Genomic DNA, 17,277 nt, shown 5'->3' on the forward strand with positions numbered 1-17,277 from the left:
TCGGTCAGTCGAACAGCCCCGCCACGTCGTCCTCCCGCCGCTGCCGTCGCTCGACGTGGGCGGCGAGCCGCCGGTAGACGATGTCGCGGTGCTCCGGGTCCCGCGCGAAGTCGAGGACGAACGTGACGAACTCGCTGGTCGACTGCCCCGCCTCGATGTCCTCGCGCCCGTAGCGCGCCGCCCGCTCCAGCACCGACTCGTCGAACCGCTCGCACTCGTCCGCGATGACCGCCGCGGCGACCGCACCCGCGTCGAACGCCAGGTCGTCGGGCGTGACGGCCGTCCCCTCGTGGGCGAGCCGCGGCGGCCGCCCGCGTTCGACGCGCTCGGGGTCCGCGCCGAGTGCCGCGAGATGCCGCCGCACCGCCGCTACGTCGACGCCGCGGTACTCGTCGGGTAGGTCGGCGAGATACTCGCTCGCGCTCTCGACCAGCCCGGCGACGCCGTCCCAGTTGCGCCCCCGGGCGTGGTGGACCGCCGCCGTGAACTGGATCAACCCGTGCAGGAACCGCTCGTCGTCGCTCCCCCGCTCCAGGTCGAGCCAGCGGTCCTCCCAGGCGTCGTGGGCGGCGTGGTACTCACCCGCGTTGTACACTGCGATCCCCGCCCGGAGGTGGTCGCGCATGGCCGTCGGTTCGCCCCCTCGGCGGAAACGGGTTTCGCCCGAACGAGCCAGCCGGGCCGGCGTTCCAGCGCTTGTGCGAGCCGTCGACATTCCGTTCGGCAGTCGGCAGAGCGCGAACCGACCGGTACAGCACCCTACCGTGGCCGCAGTAGTTGGTCGCCCGCTCCGAGCGTCCCTGTGGCAATATCCATATGTTGTGAGCGAATGGCCGTACCTATGGGATCGCCGTTAGCGACCAGTGGAGTCCGTGACAAGCTGGATAAGTTAAATCAGCAGCGGCCTCTGACGGTACTCCACGTCGATGACGAATCGGCGTTTGCGGACCTTGTCTCCGTCTATCTCGAACGCGAAGGCGACGGGATCGAGGTGATAACCGAAACCAGCCCCGAGGCTGGACTGGAACGGCTCGAAACGGAGGATATCGACTGTATCGTCAGCGACTACGATATGCCGGTGACGAACGGGCTGGAGTTTCTGGAGGCCGTGCGGGAGGCGTATCCCGACCTTCCGTTCATCCTCTTCACCGGTAAAGGGAGCGAGGAAATAGCCAGCGAGGCGATCTCAGCGGGTGTTACGGATTATCTACAGAAGGAAGGGGGAACCGACCAGTACACGGTGCTCGCTAACCGTATCGAAAACGCCGTCCAACAGTACCACGCCACACAGGAGATCGAGCGGGGGTTTTCCGCTATCGAAACGGCGCGTGAAGGCATCGCGTTTCTCGACGACGAAGGGCTGTTTCTCTACACCAATCCGGCTTACGCGGAGGTGTACGGGTACGACCGCGAGGAGATGATCGGCGAACACTGGGAGCTACTCTATCCCGACGAGTACGTGAGGCAAGCGCATCACGAAATCCTCCCCGCCGTTCCCGAGGACGGCACCTGGTCCGGGGAAAACATCCATCACCGGAAGGACGGGACGCGGATAATCGTGAGCCACGCGCTCACCTACAGTCGCGACGGCACGCTCCTCTGTCTCATCCGCGATATCACCGCGGAGAAGGAGACGGAGCAAACGCTGGAACGGGAGCGCCAGCGGTTCGAGAAGTTCGTCGACGCGGTCGAGGACTACGCCATCTTCGCTCTGGACCCCGACGGGTACATCACCAGCTGGAACAGGGGGGCAAAACAACTGAAAGGATACGACGAGGACGAGATCCTCGGCGAACACTTCTCGACGTTCTACCCCGAAGAAAAAACCGAGGAGGGGTATCCTGCAGAGCTGTTGGAGACGGCGCTGGACGCAGGCTCGGTCGAAGATACGGGGTGGCGCGTTCGAAAGGACGGGCCGGAGTTCTGGGCAAACGTCGTCATTACGGCGGTTTTCAACGACGATGGGCAACATCAGGGGTTCCTCAAGGTCACGCGCGATATGACCCATCAGCGAACGGCGCACCAGGCGCTTGCGGCCGAAAACGACTTTCTCGACCGTGCACTCGACGTGCTTGAGGACGTCTTCTATGCGCTTGATAGCGAGGGGAACATCGTCCGTGTGACGGACCGTGCAGTAGAGATAACGGGCTATTCCCGCGATGAACTCCTGTCGATGGCTCCCGCGGACCTGTTTTCGCCCGAGGACCGCCCCCGAATCCAGGACGACATCGACGGAGCGCTCGAAACCGGGTCGGCGACGACCGAAGCGGAGCTGCTCACGAAAGACGGGCGCACTATCCCGTTCGAGTTCCGCAAGCGTCGACTTACTGATTCCGATGGGAACGCCCGTCTCGTCGGGATCGGCCGGGATGTCAGCGACCTCAAGCGCCGAGAACGGCAGTTGGAACGCCAGCTGGACCAGTTCGAGCACTTCGGGAGCGTCCTCTCGCACGACTTCCGGACCCCACTCAACACGGCGTACGGTCGGTTGGAACTGGCACAGGAGACCGGCGATGACGAACATCTCACACAGGCCGAGAAGCCACTCGACCGACTCGACGAACTCATCGAGGACTTGGCAAACGTCATGCGCGAGGGCGAACTCGTCGGGGACGTAACCGCGGTCGCGATGGAGCCGTGTGTCCGGTCCGTGTGGGAGTCGCTTGAGACGGCCGACGCAACGCTGACGGTGGAGACGGAGGGCTCGATTCACGCGGACGAAAAGGGACTCAAGCGACTGCTGGAGAACCTGTTCAAGAACGCCCTGGAACACGCCGGCGACGGCGTCCACGTGACTGTCGGCTCCCTTCCCGACGGGTTCTACATCGCGGATGACGGACCGGGGGTTCCCGACGACGACCGTGAGCGCGTCTTCGAAGCCGGCTACTCCACGAAGGAGAACGGCAGCGGGTTCGGGATGGCGAGTGTCCGTCAACTGGTCATCGCTCACGGCTGGGAGATCACCGCAACCGAGGGAGATGACGGAGGCGCTCGCTTCGAGATAACCGACGTCGAGACTTCCGTCGGTCGCTGAGCGGACTGCGACTTCGCTGCACAAATCTCTTTGGCGTTTTCCGAAGCACGGACTCCTCGCTGTCGCTCGTCGTCGTTGTGCTTCGGAAAAGCGTCCGGACGGCGATTTGAACGTGCCGAGACGGTCCGGGCCTGCGGCCTCGCTCCGCTCGGCCGGTCCGGACTGCGACTCGTCTGTTCAAATGCCGCTGCCGTTTCCGGTCGCTTGGGCCGCTCGCTACGCTCGCGGCGAAGCGACCGAGAGAACGTCCGGACGGCGATTTGAACGCCGGTCCCTGGCTCCGCAAGCCAAGAGGATAGTCCACTACCCTATCCGGACTTACCTCTACGTATTCGGGATGTACGTAAAGCGGTTACGATGTGGGGCCGGCATGGAGACCGATGACACGGCGCGGGGGCGTCCGCACCGGGTCGGTTAAAGGGTCGTTTGACCGTCCACAAGGGATTTTTACACGCCCTTCGATCCGGCAGATATGGAACGACGCGACGTGCTTCGCGGGATGGGTGCGGCGCTCGGGGGTGGGGCCTTCGCCGGGTGTCTGTCGAGCGACGGCGGCTCCCCCGACGGCGAGAGCGGCGAAGACACGACGGACGACACCGACACGACCGACGGGTCCGGCGGGCTGGGGGGTTGCGACGAGGCGACCGACACCGCCGCCGACGATACGGGCAACCAGCAGTCGACAGACGAAAAGACGACCGACGGCAACGGGAACGCCGGCGACCACTCGATCGCGACGACCGAAGCAGACTGCCGGTCCGAGGACGACGCCGACGCCGCCAGCGTGACGGTCGCCGAGGATACGGTCGAGGTACGCGGCACCGTCGTCGTCTCGGACCCGTGCCACGCGGCGGCGTTCGGGACGGTCGAGCGCCGCGACGGCGACCTCACGGTGGTCGTCGCGCCGGAGGCGACCGACGAGGTCTGTATGGAGTGCGTGGGCGTGGTCGGGTACACCGCGACCCTCGCTGTCGACGGGGCACCCGAAACGGTGACGGTGAAACACCGGAGCCGGGGGCGAACCCGCACCGTCGAAACCACGTCAGCGTAGCGAGCGTTTATCCCGGATCGGGCGGCAACCCCGTGGCGTGATGGTCGACGGCGACCCCGGAAAACCGGGCGACTGCGGTTGGCAGGATCGGCAAGGACAACGCTTAAGCGCGGGCCAACCCTGCCCCTCGGTATATTCATGGGCGAGATAGAGGACGTCTACGCGGACCTCGACGCCGACGTCTCGGAGGAGGAGTTCCGGGAGGCCGTCGAGGAGAAGGTCGAGCAGATGGGTGGGCTCGCCGACGAGGAGACCGCAGCGATGCTCATCGCCCACGAGCTCGACGAGAGCGAGGTCAGCGGCGTCGCCGACGTCGAGCCGGGGATGGAGGACGTGGAGTTCACCGCGAAGGTGACGTCGGTCGGGGAGCTGCGGACGTTCGAGCGCGACGGCGACGACGAGGACGAGGGGCGCGTCGTCAACGTCGACCTGGCCGACGAAACCGGGTCGATCCGTGTCACGTTCTGGGACCAGCTCGCCGAGGGCGCGACCGAGGAGCTGTCGGTCGGCGACGTGATAGCGATCAAGGGCCGGCCGAAGGAGGGGTACAACGGCGTCGAGGTCAACGTCAGCGACGTGGACCCCGACGCCGACGCGGAGGTCGACGTGCAGGTGCAGGACACCTATCGCGTCGAGGACCTCTCGCTCGGCCTCTCGAACGTGAACCTCGCCGGCAAAATCTTAGATACCGACGAGGTGCGCACGTTCGACCGCGACGACGGCAGCGAGGGCAAGGTGTCGAACCTGACGCTCGGCGACCCGACCGGGAAGGTCCGCGTGACGATGTGGGACGGGATGGCCGACCGCGCCGAGGAGCTGTCGGACGGCGTCTCCGTCGAGGTGGTCGACGGCTACGTCCGCGAGCGCGACGGAGCGCTCGAACTCCACGTCGGCGAGCGCGGTGCCGTCGAGGCGATCGACGACGAGATCGAGTACTCCCCGGAGAGCACGCCGATCGAGACCCTGGAGATCGGCCAGACGGTCGACATCAGCGGCGTCGTGCGCTCGGCCGACCCGAAGCGGACGTTCGACCGCGACGACGGCAGCGAGGGGCAGGTCCGCAACGTCCGCGTCCAGGACGACACCGGCGACGTGCGCGTGGCGCTGTGGGGCCCGAAGGCCGACAAGGAGATCGCGCCCGGCGACGAGGTCGCGCTCGCCGACGTGGAGATCCAGGACGGCTGGCAGGACGACATCGAGGCCTCCGCCGGCTGGCAGGCGACGGTGACGGTGCTGGACGAGGGTGACGGTGCGCCCGACACCGGTAGCGCCGCAGGAGGCGACTCGGGCGGCGACGACGAGAACGTCGGCCTCGGCGCGTTCGGCGGCGACGGGAGCGACGACGGCGACGCCGTAAGTACGAGCGAGGACGCGTCAGCCTCGACGGGCGGCGAGACGGCGGCCTCGGCGGACGGCGGCGCGGCCGCGGCGGTCGCCGCCGACGGCGAGGAGACGGAGTTCACCGGCACCGTCGTCCAGGCGGGCGACCCCGTCGTGCTGGACGACGGCGAGGAGACCGTCAGCGTCGACACCGACGCCGACGTGCGACTGGGGCAGGAGGTGACCGTCCGCGGCGAACTGTCGGACGGCCGGATCGACGCCGACGACGTGTTCTGAGACGGACTCCCGTTCCGGGACGCCGGTCGTTGCGGACCACCCGGACGGCTCAACCGAGCGGAACGACGGTTCGAGACGAGCGCAGACCGTCGAAACGCCGCTACGAAAAAGGTTAAGGGTGCGACCCACCCGCGTTTTGGTATGAGCGTTGAGTTACCGTTCGCCCCCGTCGACACGGTCATCCGTCGCAACGCGGGCGACCTGCGGGTGAGCGCGGACGCCGCCGAGGAGTTGGCTCGCCGGATCCAGACCCACGGCGCGTCGCTGGCGGTCGACGCCGCCGGACAGGCGACCGAGGACGGCCGGAAGACGCTGATGGCCGCGGACTTCGGCGTCGGCCAGGTCGTCGACAAGGAGGGGCTGACGCTGCCGGTCGCCCCCGTCGACCGCATCGCGCGCCAGGACATCGACGACAGCTACCGCGTCTCGATGGATGCGCGGGTCGCGCTCGCTGACATTCTGGAGGACTACGCAGACAACGTTGCCGCGGCGGCGGCGACGCTCGCGCGACACGCCGACCGGCGAACCGTTAAGGCCGAGGACATCGAGACGTACTTCAAGCTCTTCGATTAGATGAAGTTCGGCTACAGCGAGGTCTGCCTCGACCACGACACGGGCGCGCGGCACCCGGAGACGCCGGACCGTCTCCGCGCGATCCGGGAGCGGCTGAAGCGCGAGCACGGCGTCGAGTACGTCGACGCCGCGCCCGCCGACCCGGCCGCCGTCAAGGCCGTCCACGACCCGGACTACGTCGCGGAGTTCCGCGAGTTCTGCGACGACGGCGGCGGCAACTGGGACCCCGACACCGTCGCCGTCGAGCGCACGTGGGACGCCGCGCTCAAGAGCGCGGGCCTCGCACGGTGGGCCGCCGAAACCGCCCTCGACGGCGCGGACGGGCGGGGGACGCCGTTCGCGCTCGGTCGACCGCCCGGCCACCACGCCGAGACGGACGACGCGATGGGGTTTTGCTTCGTCAACAACGTCGCCGTCGCCGCGGGAGCGGCGCTCGACGGCGATGCCGACCGCGTCGCGGTCCTCGACTGGGACGTCCACCACGGCAACGGCACCCAGGAGATATTCTACGACCGCGACGACGTGTTCTTCGCCTCGCTCCACGAGGACGGGATCTACCCCGGCACCGGCGCGGTCGACGAGACCGGGACGGGCGACGGGGCCGGCTACACGCTGAACGCGCCGCTACCGGCCGGGTCCGGCGACGCCGACTACGCCGCCGTGGTTGAGGACGCGGTCGCGCCGGCGCTCGACGTGTTCGACCCCGACCTCCTGCTCGTGAGCGCCGGGTTCGACGCCCACCGCCACGACCCGATCTCACGGATGCGGGTGTCGACGGAGGGGTACGGCGTCCTCACCGACCGGGTCCGCGACATCGCCGCGGACACCGACGCCGCGCTCGGGTTCGTCCTCGAAGGCGGCTACGGGCTGGACGTGCTGGCCGACGGCATCGCGATGGTACACGACGTGTTCGACGGCCGGCAGCCGATGGAGCCGGACGACGACGTCGACGACGGCGTCGAGTCGCTGATCGACGATATCCGACGGACTCACGGACTGGGCGAGAAGTAACGCGCGAGCTCCCGCCCGTAGGCGTCGGCCAGCTCGGCCACCTCGTCGCCGACGAGCACGTCGTAGCCCGCCGATAGCTCGTCCTCGACGGCCGCGCCCAGCGCCACGTCGAACAGCGCGTCGCTCCGGAGGAACGCCGCGGCCGTCCGGTGGTTGCGCTCGCGCTCGACGACGTACCGGTCGCCGTCGACGAACGGCCCGTACGCCGCGCCCTCGGCGTACTTGTCGTAGAACCCGGCGGCGTGGTCGCGGACGTGGACCGGCGGCCCCTCGTGGCGCTCGACGGACGGGCGCTCGGCGACGGCGAGTTCGGCGAACAGGACGGCGTCGTCGGCGGCGAAGGCCGCGGAGCGGAGCACGTCGAACCCGCGGCGGTCGAGTTCGTCGGTCACGCCGGCGAGCGACTTGCGGAGCTGCGGGTAGAGCTGGTCCTCGACCACGTCCGGCGCGTCGAACCGTACCGCGACGGGCGTCGTCCCGCGGCGCTCGACGTGCTCGCGGACCGCGTCGGCCGAGAGCGACTCCGGCGGATCGGGGAAGAACAGGTCGGTCCGGGGGTCGGCCAGCAGTTCCCGGGCGTAGTGCTGGACGCGGGCGACGTTGTCCTGCGAGAGCACCGCCGCGACGTTGCGCTCGGGGTCCGTCGGGTCGATCACGACGAGCGGGTCGCCGAACGTTGCCGTCCCGTGGTCCTCGGGGTCCAGCCGGACCGGCGGGTGCCAGTCGGCCGCCGCCTCGACGAACTCGCGGAAACCGCCGTACTCCAGTACGAGGAGTTCCGTGAGGTAGCCGCTGAACCCGCGAGTTCGGAGGTCGCTCCCGTACGCGTCGACCCCCTTCAGGAACTGCTTGGCGAGGCGGACGTCCGCGGTGCTGTCGTCGTCCAGTCGCTCGCGCAGGTACTCGGTGTGGAACGGCGTCCGGTCGACCGCGGACTGGATCTCGGTCGCCGATTCCACGTCGAAGCAGGGGACCAGATCCACGTCGAACCCGCGGAACTCGCCGGTGACGTAGGGGTGTTCGGCGTACTCCTCGTGGCCGTCGGGGAGGACCTCGTTCCCGACGCGGAGGCCGTACTCCTCGAGGGTCTCGCGGTCGAGGTCGGCCGGGAACCGGACGAACACGTCGATGTCGCGGTCGCCGCTGATCCAGGTGCCCCGCGCCGTGCTCCCGACGAGCAGGGCGTCGGCGTCGACGCCGATGTCCGCGACGGCCGCCTCGCTGCGCTCGACGAGTTCGTCCGCCGCCGCGGCAAGCCGCTCGCGTTCCTCGGGGTCGGGGTCTATCTCCTCGCGGACCGCCCGCGTCACCGTGCGGAACGCGTCGTCGTCGGTCATCGGCCGCCGGTACTCGCCGTCGCGCCGAAAGCGTGTCGGTGCCCCGCGCCCTGCGGCGAAAACGAAAGCCCTATCAAATGCCCCGGCGCTACGAGAGAGTGACGACGGAGCCGCCGTAGCTCAGCTGGTAGAGCACCTGGTTGTTACCCAGGTTGTCACAGGTTCGAGCCCTGTCGGCGGCGCTCCCGTTTCTTCCGCGACCGCTTCCATAGCCCGCCAGCCGGCGCTACCGCCGGCCTGCGGAAACGATAGGCTGAAATGGACCGCCGGGGAACACGCGACTGTCGGGCCCTTAGCTCAGCCTGGTTAGAGCGCTCGGCTCATAACCGAGTGGTCGGTGGTTCGAATCCGCCAGGGCCCATCGAACCGCACCGCGGAGCGGTGCGTGTGAGATGTCGCGTGCGGATTCGAAGCAGGGAACGGAGCGCAGCGGAGTGACCGAGGTTCGAATCCGCCAGGGCCCATCGATTCTGCGACGAACGAACGTGAGGAGCGAATCGTGTACATCTGGCGGTTCAAACCCGGCAAGTCGCGCACAGCGAACGAAGTGAGCGAGCACGTCTTGCTTCGGTTCGAATCCGCCAGGGCCCATCGCTTCTGCGTCGGTCTCGTGAACGAAGCGACCGAGTCCTCCGTTCATCCAGCCCAGGGGCTCGTTCGATATCCAAACGCCCATGTCCCAGCGATCCGACGGGAGCAGTATGGACGCCGACCCGACGGTGTACGAGGACCGCCTCGACGCCCAGCTGGCGGGCGAGGACTTTGCCGTCGCCGTCGTGACCGCGACGAAGCCCGACTTCTACAAGCAAGCACCCGTCGTGGCCGCGGCGAGCGACCGCGGCCTCCCCGCGTTCGTGATCCACACCGGGCAGCACTACGACGACGTGCTCGGCCACGGCCTCCGGGAGTACGGCCTGGAGGAGCACGTCGCCGCCGACCTGGGGATCCGGGGGGACCTCAGCCAGAAGACCGCCCAGACCATGCTCGCGGTCAAGGATCTCGCCGAGCGCTTAGACGAGTACGACACGACCGTGCTGCCGGTCGTCCACGGCGACACGCACGCCGCCGGGATCTTCCCGCAGGCGTGGCTGTTCGCCACCAACCAGCTGGTCGCGCACAACGAGGCCGGCCTCCGGAGCATGGCCCCAGACTACGGGACGGTGACCGACCCCGAGGCGCTCGTCGCCGACCAGTGGGAGGGTGAGTGGAGCGTCGAGCGCTCCGAGCCGTTCCCGGAGCAGTACGACACCTTCGTCGGCTCGGCCGCCTCGATCTACCAGTTCGCGCCGGTCGAACTGAATCGGGAGCACCTTCTCAACGAGGGGTACCCGGCGTCCGTCGGCGGCCGGGAACGCATTCCCGTCGTCGGCAACTCGGTGGTCGACGCCATCGACATGAAGGCCGACCACGACGGCGAGAGCGTCTTCGACGTCTACCCCGTGCTGGAGGAGCGCGACGACTGGATCCGGGTCGACATCCACCGCCGGGCGAACCTGCTCCCGGGCCGCTTCACGGCGCTGGTCGAGGGGGTCGTCGACCTCGTCGAGGACGGCTACAACGTCAACTTCGTCGAACTGACGGCGACCCGGGAGGCGCTGGAGAACTACGGCTACCGGGAGAAACTGGAGCGGCTGGCCGACGAGCGCGAGAACTTCCTCTTCACCGGGCTGTGGAAGAAACACGCCCACGTCTACGAGTTTCTCCGGTCGGGCCGGTGTTTCGCGGAGCTGACCGACTCGGGGAGCATGCAGGAGGAACTCAACCACATCGACGAGGCGGTCTGTCTGACGGCGCGGTTCACCACCGACCGCCCCGAGACGGTGTTCGACGCCCAAACGAACCTGCTCGTGCCGCCGGTGTCCGGCGACGTGGTGCACGACACTGTCGAGTACGTCGCCGAGACGCCCGCGGTCCGCGAGGCGATCGCGACCGGCGACCACCTCTACGGCGAGCGCGTCGGCGAGCGGATCGTCGACTTCCTCGCGGAGCGCCGCGACGCGGGCGTCTTCGAGTGGGCCGACGAGCGACTGGGCTTCGACGCCGGCGGCGACCGGGCGTTCGACTACCTCTGAGGGACGGTACGCCGTCGTTCGTGCGATGCTCTCAGACGGCGCGAGCGACGGCGAACCAGCCGTCAAGCACTTACCAGTGGCGTGTCAGCAACGCGTATGGAATCGGGGGAGGCCGAGGGCCGGATCGACCTCGTGGCGGACCGCAGCGAGTTCCTGACGCGGCTGCTCGACCGCCCGGCCGACAAACCGGCGCTCGTCGACGACATCGGTGCCTCGCGGTCGACCGTCGACCGCGCGATCAGGGAGCTGACCGCGGCCGAACTCGTCGAGCGCACGGACGACGGGTACGAGACGACGACGCTCGGGCGACTCGCCGTGCGTCGATACCGGTCGTTCGTCGCGGACGAGCGAGCGATCCTCTCGGCAGAGGGCGCGCTCGCGCCGTTGCCGCCGGGCGTCGACCTGCCGTCGGAACTGGTCGCCGACGGCGAGGTGGTCACCGAGCCGGACGAACCCTACCGGCTCTACGAGCGGGTGCTCGCGGACGTGCGGACGGCGACGACGGTCGACGCGGTACTGCCGCGGCTCGGCGACACGCGGCCGCTGCGGCTGTGTCGGGCGCGCCTGCTCGACGGCGACCTCTCGGGCGGCGTCGTCGCCGCGCCGGCCGTCGTCGACCGGCTCGGGACGGAGTTCCCGGCGCTGGCCGCGGACCTGGCGGCCGAACGCGAGTTCGACCTCCGGCAGGGCGACGTGCCGCCGTTCGAACTGTTCGTGGTCCGGGAGGGGGACCGGCGGACCACCTTCGTCGTGACCGCCGACGGGAGCGGCGCGGTGGGGCTGGTCCGGTCGACGGCCGACGCGGTCGCGGAGTGGGCCGAGGGGGTGCTTGCCGACGTGGGAGCCGAGGCCGCCCCGGCAGCGGTCGACCCGGCCGACGGCGACGCGCCGACGGACATGACGGAGACGGCCGACCGGCTCCGGGCCGACGGGTTCGAGCGGCTCGACGAGCGCGCGTTCGCCGAGCGGCCTCCAGCCGACCCGGTCCGGGCGTGGCAGACCGGGCACGACCTGTCCGACGTGTACTACGGCTACGCGTTCGAGCGCCGCACCCGGCCCGAGTCGGGCGAGGGCCGCCCCGTCGCGGCGGCGCTCGCGGACCGCCTCGCGGCCGACGACGCCCTGGCCGTCACGGGACCGCCGGGCGACGGGAAGTCGACGGCGTGTCGCTCGGTGGCGTGTCGGTGGGTCCGGCGCGACCGGGGGCCGGTGTTCTACCGGCTGGCGCGGGCGCGGGACTCGTTCGACGCCCCGGAGCGGGTCGCCGCCGCGGCGGCGGACTGCGAGGGGCGCGCGCTCGTCGTCGTGGAGAACGCGACCGGCGACCGCGGCGAGGCCGCGCTGGAGCTGTGTCGCCTGCTCGACGGCGACGCCGCCGTCCTGCTGGAGGCGCGGGACGGCGGCTGGCGGGCGCTCGCCGAGGACCTCACCGACGCGACCCTGCGCGAACTGCTCCGCTCGGGCGTCGAGGAGTACCGGCTGCCGGCCCTCGACGCGACCGCCTGCGAGCGCGCCGTCGACGCGTTCGAGTCGGCGACCGGGCGGCGCGTGGCCGTCGACGCCGAGCGCCTGCTGGAGCGCGTCGACCGCGGCGACGCCGGGGGGATGTACCTCCTGAGCTACCACCTCGTCGCCCACTCCGGCGGCGCGCCGTGGCGGCGGGGCGAGGACGCACCGACCGGGCTGGACGCCGACGTGCGGGCGGCCCACGACGCGCTCGTGGACGCGACCGACGGGCCGACCGCGCTCGCGGTCGGCGCACTCGCCGCGGCGCTGGTCGCGGCTGAACAGCCCGTGACGGCGGGACAGGCACACGCCGTGGCGGCGGGACGCGTCGCGGACGGCGACGCCGACCCGGTCGACGCCCATCCGCGGGTCGCCGACGCCCTCGACGCGCTGACGGGGCGGCTGCTGTTCCCGGCCGAGGACGACGGCTACCGGACCCAGCATCCGTACTGGGCCGTCCAGTTCCTCGAAACCCTCCTCGACCGCGAGGACCGGCGAGCGGTCGCGGCGTTCGAACGCGGGCTCTCGGCGCTGTTCGCCGCCGCGGACGACCCCGAGCGCCGCGACCGCGTCGAGCGCTGGCTCGGCGGCGAGGCGTCGACGCTCCGGGGACTCGCGGACGACCCGGACGAACTCGTCCGGGCGGTGTTCGACCTCGCCACCGACCACTCCTCGCTCGCCCCGCTGTTCGGCGACCACGCGCGGTCCGGGATCGCGCTCCCCGACGGCTGTGCCCCCGAGACGGAACTGGCCTGCCGCCGCGACCGGATGCTCGGCTGGTACGAGCACGGCGACCTGGACCGGGCCGAGGCGGTCGCGGAGGCGCTCGCGGACCGCGCCCGCGGGGCCGACGTGGACGCCGCCACCCGCGACCGGTTCGTCGTCCGGAGCCTCGTCAACCGCGGCGAGGTGGCCGAGCAGCGCGGCGACATGACGACCGCCCGGGAGCGCTTCGAGCGTGCGCTCGACCGGGCGACCGCGTCCGGCAACGACCGCATGCGCGTCATGGTGCGGAACTCGCTGGCGTGGGTCGCGCTCCAGACCGACCGCTTCGACGACGCCGAGGCCCACCTCGACGATGCGCTTTCGGTGGGCGAGGAGCTGCCGCCGATGTCGGAGCGGGCGACGACGACGAACTACCGGGCGTCGCTCGCGCGCAGGCGGGGGGACCTCGACGCGGCCGAGGAGTGGCTCCAGCGGACGCTGTCGATGGACCGCGAACTCGGCGACGACGGCGACATCGCCCATACGCTCAACGAACTCGGCATCGTCACCGAGAACCAGGGCGACTTCGACCGGGCGGAGGACTACTACCGGCGGTGTATCGAACGCCGCCGCGAGACCGGCAACCGCCGGGCGCTCGCCAAGAACGTGTACAACCTCGGCGACCTGCTCGCCAAGCGCGGCGACACGGCGGGCGCGGAGGACTGCCTCGAACGGGCACTGGAACTCGCCAACGACCTCGGGATGGACCGGTTCCGGGGGAACGTCCACGCCGGGTTCGGCAGGCTCGCGCTCGAACGCGACGACCCGGAGACGGCCGCCGACCACTACCGCCGGAACCGCGACATCCACCGCGACCACGACCACGAGGTCGGGGCCGCACAGGCGGTCGTCAAACTCGGCGACGTGGCCCGGGAACGGGGCGACGCCGAGACCGCGCTCGACCGCTACGACCGCGCCGCGGCGACGCTTGCCGACCACGACGCCGTCGGGATGGCCGTCAAGACGCTGGAGCGGCGCGTCGACCTGCTCGCCGACGAGGGGCGAGACGACGACGCTGCGGCGTGCTGTGAGCGCGCGGCCGACCTCGCCGCGGCGGCGGGGCTGGACGACCGGCACGAGGAGTTCCGCGAGCGCAGGTCCGACCTCGTCGCCACGGCGGACGACTGACCGGTGCCGGTCGACGCTGCTGGAGGCCGCCCGGTCCGACGCCGTCGCTCACGGCTTGAGGGACCTCGCCGGCCGGTGATGTAATGGTCCTGTCGTGCCATCCACGGGACATGACACGAGACGGCGACGATGGCGGTGACGGCGGCGCGGACGGCGCGCGCCGGCGCTTCCTCGCGGCGCTGGCCGCGGCGGGCGTGCCGGCGGTCGCCGGCTGCAACCAGTCGGGTGGGGAGTCGACCGACACGGCCACCGACGAGCCGACCGAGGCGACGGGGACGCCAGCGACCGAGACGACCGAACCGACCGAGACGACGGAGCCGGGACCGTCGGTGCGGATCGCGGAGCTGTCGGCACCCCCGGTGGGGCAGTACCGGCCCGGAACGATCGACGTGACTGTGGCGAACGACGGCGAAGAGCGGTTCGACGGGCTGGTCGCCGTGGAGTTCACGGACGAGTTCGTGGACTCGCGGGCGGTCGAGGTGCCGGCGGGGGAGACCGCCGAGGCGACAGTCGAGTTCGAACGCGGCCGAGTCGGCGACAACGCCGTGTCGGTGGCCGTCCGGGGCGACGGCGAGACCATCGCCAGCGCGACGGGGACGGTGACGGTCACGCCGTACCCCGAACACGACGTGGACGTCGACGGCACGGATCTGGTTTGTGGCGACGGGGTCGTCTACTTCGGCGGATCCTCGCTGGCGAACGCGTTCTCGCCGGACCGGGGAGACGACCTGGCGACTGCGTTCGACGCCATCGCGGACCGCGGCGTCGCGAGCGTCCGGGTCTTCGGCTTCGCGCCGTCCTGGGCGCGGATCGACAGCATGCCGGGGCCGGAGACGTACAACGACGCGTGGTTCGAGTTCTTCGACCGCGTCGTCGTCGCGGCCAAGCGCCGCGACATCCGGCTGTTCGTGCCGCTGATCAACGGGAACCCGGCGTACGGGCCGATCGGCGAGGAGAACCTGAGCGTGAACGTCCCGCAGTTCGTCCGCTGGGCCGACGACGCGGAGACGCGCAGCGACTTCTTCGACAGCGATGAGTGCATGGCGATGTTCGAGGGGTGGGTCGAGCGGCTGGTCACCCACGAGAACCACCTCACGGGCGTCGAGTACCGGAACGACCCCACCATCGCGATGTGGGAACTCGGCAACGAGATCCAGATGTCGCCCCCCCGCGTCGGCGAGTCGATCCGGCCGTGGATCGAGCAGGCCGGCTCGTTCGTCAAGGGCCTCGACGACCGGACGCTCCTGACGACCGGCTCCTATGGCCACCAGGGGCGGAACGCGTTCGTCGACGAGGCGAGCGCCGACCCGATCGACGTGGTGTCGATCCACTACTACCCCGGCCCGAGCCACTACGATTTGCCCGAAGACGAGGTGATCCCGACGCTCGAAGCGGCGATCGAGACTGCCCACGAGGAGATCGGGAAGCCGCTGTACGTCGGCGAGTACAACTGGGGCGTCCAGCCGGAGGACTCCGCCCCCTACGAGGAGCGCGCCGAGTGGGTCGGCCGTCTGCAGGACGTCATGGCCGAGCGAAACGTCGCCGCGACCAACTACTGGACGGTCGCCGTCGAGGAGCGCCCGACGAGCTACCACAAGCACTCGACGGCGTACGCGCCCGCCGAGTCGACGACGCTGGATGTCGTCGAATCGCACGTCCGCCGACTGCGCGAGCGCTCGCCGTCGTCGTGCATCGAGGCGGAGGACTGACCGCGGTGGCCGGCGGTCGGAGTGTCGCGGTCACTCGTAGGCGACGAGCGTTGCCGGGGTCCTGTAATCGCCGCCAAGGTCGGCCGACCGGGTCACGACGAACAGCATTCCGCCGGCGGGAACGACCGTTCCGACGGGGGTGTCGGACGGCGTCAGCTCCCACCCGCCGGACCCGAGGTCGCTGCTCCAGCTCTTGAGCGTCTTCCCGTGGCCGAACAGCACGGCGTCGTCGGTGACCGCGTGTCGCGACGCGCCGTCGTACTGCCGGGGGACGGTCGTGCCGCCGACGCCGACGCTGCCGGTCTGCTCCAGACTCGTCCCGTCGTAGGCCCGGATCTCGGTGCCGTCGTTCGTCCCGTATGCGTAGACGGTCTCGCCGTCGGCGAACACCGCGGTGTCCTCGTACCCCAGGTCCGCTAACCTCGCCGTTCCGGTGGCCGTCCGGTCGGCCAGCGACACCGCGTACAGTGCGCTGTCCGGCGAGGCGGTCACGTTCGCGTGGACGAAACAGATGTCGCCGACGACGCCGACCGGCGTGAAGTCGAAGACGTTCTCGTCGGCTTCGACGCCGATCTCGCGGGCGACGCTCCCGTCGCCCGGATCGTGGGCGAAGAGGGTGAACGCACCGTCGTCCGTGTATTTGGACGTCCTGTACACGAACTCGTCGTCGACGGCGTGTCGTCGGAGCCACGCGTCCTCGTTGCGCCAGACCTCGTCGCCGCTGGCGAGGTCGAGGCCGACGACCGTGGACCGGTACCAGACGACCGCGGTGCCGCCGACCGCGAGTGCCTTCCCGAGCCGGTAGTTGCTGCGGAGGTCCCACACGTCGGTCGTCCAGCGGTGGTCGCCGCCGTCGGCGTCGAACGCCGACACCTGCGACTGATACGTCACGAGCACCGCGTCGCCGGCGAGCGTGACGTACCCCGGGTCCGCGGGGTTGTTATTGCCGGACTCCCGCCCGACGGTCGCCTCCCAGACGTTCTCCCCGGTCCCGGCGTCGAGCGCTGCGATCTTCGATTCCTTCTGAAACCGGTAGGCGATGTACACCTGCCCACGCTCACCGTCGACGGCTGGCCCCATCATCCCGGCGTAGAACTCGGGGGTGGCGCCGACCTCGAACCGCCAGGCCTCGGACGGTGCTGACGAACCGGCCCACGACCCCGGATAGCTGGCGCTGCGTCCCGACCTGCCGACGGTTTCGACCGTTGATAGGTTTGCGGTACTCCCTCCGCTGTCGCCGCCGTCGTCGTCCGAGCCGCCGCCGGTGAGGTCGCCGAGACAGCCGGCGAGCGCGCCGGCCGTCAGCGCGCCGGTCGTCGAGAGCACGCGGCGTCGCGTCCGTCCGTTCCTCGTGTCGCGTTCCATAACAGTACACAGACACGACAGGTACATTCTCTCACCGCTTGAGCGACCCGCTCACGGGCTGAGCGACCGGGCACCTCGGCCGCCGTGACGACGTGCGGGCCACTCCAAG

The 17,277-nt window shown here is 70.0% G+C and carries 11 protein-coding genes and 3 tRNA genes; 10 read left to right on the forward strand and 4 right to left on the reverse strand.

The features are described 5' to 3' along the window. Positions 1 to 4: 4 nt before the first annotated feature. Positions 5 to 625, reverse strand: coding sequence for a DUF309 domain-containing protein (locus D8896_RS09180; RefSeq protein ID WP_121821799.1), 621 nt, complete (start codon positions 623 to 625; stop codon positions 5 to 7). Here D8896_RS09180 and D8896_RS09185 point away from each other — a divergent pair. Further along, positions 614 to 3,034 (forward strand): PAS domain S-box protein, encoded by a 2,421-nt coding sequence (locus D8896_RS09185; RefSeq protein WP_162991515.1) that lies wholly within the window; start codon positions 614 to 616, stop codon positions 3,032 to 3,034. The two genes, D8896_RS09180 and D8896_RS09185, sit on opposite strands and share 12 nt — an antisense overlap. Before the next feature lie 245 nt (positions 3,035 to 3,279). Here D8896_RS09185 and D8896_RS09190 read toward each other — a convergent pair. Continuing rightward, positions 3,280 to 3,352: transfer RNA gene (locus tag D8896_RS09190), tRNA-Arg, on the reverse strand. Between the two features lie 154 nt (positions 3,353 to 3,506). On the opposite strand from D8896_RS09190, the gene D8896_RS09195 reads away from it, so the two are divergent. The 4 genes from D8896_RS09195 to D8896_RS09210 all read left to right on the forward strand — a co-directional run bounded on the left by D8896_RS09195 (position 3,507) and on the right by D8896_RS09210 (position 7,286). Next, a complete protein-coding gene (locus D8896_RS09195; RefSeq protein WP_121821801.1) occupies positions 3,507 to 4,085 on the forward strand; it encodes a hypothetical protein in 579 nt (192 codons plus the stop codon). Positions 4,086 to 4,223: 138 nt separating this feature from the next. Further along, on the forward strand, positions 4,224 to 5,702 hold the full coding sequence (locus D8896_RS09200; RefSeq protein WP_121821802.1) for a single-stranded DNA binding protein: 1,479 nt from the start codon (positions 4,224 to 4,226) through the stop codon (positions 5,700 to 5,702). A 141-nt stretch (positions 5,703 to 5,843) separates the two neighbouring features. After that, positions 5,844 to 6,275, forward strand: coding sequence for a histone (locus D8896_RS20075; RefSeq protein ID WP_121821803.1), 432 nt, complete (start codon positions 5,844 to 5,846; stop codon positions 6,273 to 6,275). Next, positions 6,276 to 7,286 (forward strand): histone deacetylase family protein, encoded by a 1,011-nt coding sequence (locus tag D8896_RS09210; RefSeq protein WP_121821804.1) that lies wholly within the window; start codon positions 6,276 to 6,278, stop codon positions 7,284 to 7,286. It abuts the gene before it with no gap. On the opposite strand, the gene cca is transcribed toward D8896_RS09210, so the two are convergent. After that, the gene (gene cca, locus D8896_RS09215; protein ID WP_121821805.1) at positions 7,265 to 8,623 is read right to left on the reverse strand and encodes a CCA tRNA nucleotidyltransferase; all 1,359 of its coding nucleotides are present in this window, start codon (positions 8,621 to 8,623) and stop codon (positions 7,265 to 7,267) included. The two genes, D8896_RS09210 and cca, sit on opposite strands and share 22 nt — an antisense overlap. Positions 8,624 to 8,732: 109 nt before the next feature. On the opposite strand from cca, the gene D8896_RS09220 reads away from it, so the two are divergent. The 5 genes from D8896_RS09220 to D8896_RS09240 all read left to right on the forward strand — a co-directional run bounded on the left by D8896_RS09220 (position 8,733) and on the right by D8896_RS09240 (position 15,803). Next, positions 8,733 to 8,805 (forward strand) — tRNA-Asn (locus D8896_RS09220). Positions 8,806 to 8,909: 104 nt separating this feature from the next. Beyond that, positions 8,910 to 8,984, forward strand: a tRNA-Ile gene (locus tag D8896_RS09225). Between the two features lie 340 nt (positions 8,985 to 9,324). Then, the gene (locus D8896_RS09230; RefSeq protein ID WP_121822048.1) at positions 9,325 to 10,695 is read left to right on the forward strand and encodes a UDP-N-acetylglucosamine 2-epimerase; all 1,371 of its coding nucleotides are present in this window, start codon (positions 9,325 to 9,327) and stop codon (positions 10,693 to 10,695) included. 96 nt (positions 10,696 to 10,791) lie between these two features. Next, positions 10,792 to 14,094: a tetratricopeptide repeat protein gene (locus tag D8896_RS09235; protein WP_121821806.1), complete on the forward strand. Its 3,303-nt coding sequence runs from the start codon at positions 10,792 to 10,794 to the stop codon at positions 14,092 to 14,094. Between the two features lie 110 nt (positions 14,095 to 14,204). Then, on the forward strand, positions 14,205 to 15,803 hold the full coding sequence (locus D8896_RS09240) for a cellulase family glycosylhydrolase (protein ID WP_162991516.1): 1,599 nt from the start codon (positions 14,205 to 14,207) through the stop codon (positions 15,801 to 15,803). Between the two features lie 30 nt (positions 15,804 to 15,833). Here the strand turns inward: D8896_RS09240 and D8896_RS09245 are convergent, their stop codons facing one another. Beyond that, a complete protein-coding gene (locus D8896_RS09245) occupies positions 15,834 to 17,168 on the reverse strand; it encodes an outer membrane protein assembly factor BamB family protein (protein WP_162991517.1) in 1,335 nt (444 codons plus the stop codon). Between the last annotated feature and the right edge of the window lie 109 nt (positions 17,169 to 17,277).

The sequence above is a fragment of the Halostella salina genome, assembly GCF_003675855.1.
In the GTDB taxonomy this organism is placed as follows: domain Archaea; phylum Halobacteriota; class Halobacteria; order Halobacteriales; family Natronoarchaeaceae; genus Halostella; species Halostella salina.

Bases quoted from the DNA above. Each gene is read 5' to 3' on its own strand.
- D8896_RS09240 (WP_162991516.1), top strand. From the start codon at position 14,205: ATGACACGAGACGGCGACGATGGCGGTGACGGCGGCGCGGACGGCGCG.
- D8896_RS09210 (WP_121821804.1), top strand. From the start codon at position 6,276: ATGAAGTTCGGCTACAGCGAGGTCTGCCTCGACCACGACACGGGCGCG.
- D8896_RS09200 (WP_121821802.1), top strand. From the start codon at position 4,224: ATGGGCGAGATAGAGGACGTCTACGCGGACCTCGACGCCGACGTCTCG.
- D8896_RS09180 (WP_121821799.1), bottom strand. From the start codon at position 625: ATGCGCGACCACCTCCGGGCGGGGATCGCAGTGTACAACGCGGGTGAG.
- D8896_RS20075 (WP_121821803.1), top strand. From the start codon at position 5,844: ATGAGCGTTGAGTTACCGTTCGCCCCCGTCGACACGGTCATCCGTCGC.
- cca (WP_121821805.1), bottom strand. From the start codon at position 8,623: ATGACCGACGACGACGCGTTCCGCACGGTGACGCGGGCGGTCCGCGAG.
- D8896_RS09195 (WP_121821801.1), top strand. From the start codon at position 3,507: ATGGAACGACGCGACGTGCTTCGCGGGATGGGTGCGGCGCTCGGGGGT.
- D8896_RS09230 (WP_121822048.1), top strand. From the start codon at position 9,325: ATGGACGCCGACCCGACGGTGTACGAGGACCGCCTCGACGCCCAGCTG.
- D8896_RS09245 (WP_162991517.1), bottom strand. From the start codon at position 17,168: ATGGAACGCGACACGAGGAACGGACGGACGCGACGCCGCGTGCTCTCG.
- D8896_RS09235 (WP_121821806.1), top strand. From the start codon at position 10,792: ATGGAATCGGGGGAGGCCGAGGGCCGGATCGACCTCGTGGCGGACCGC.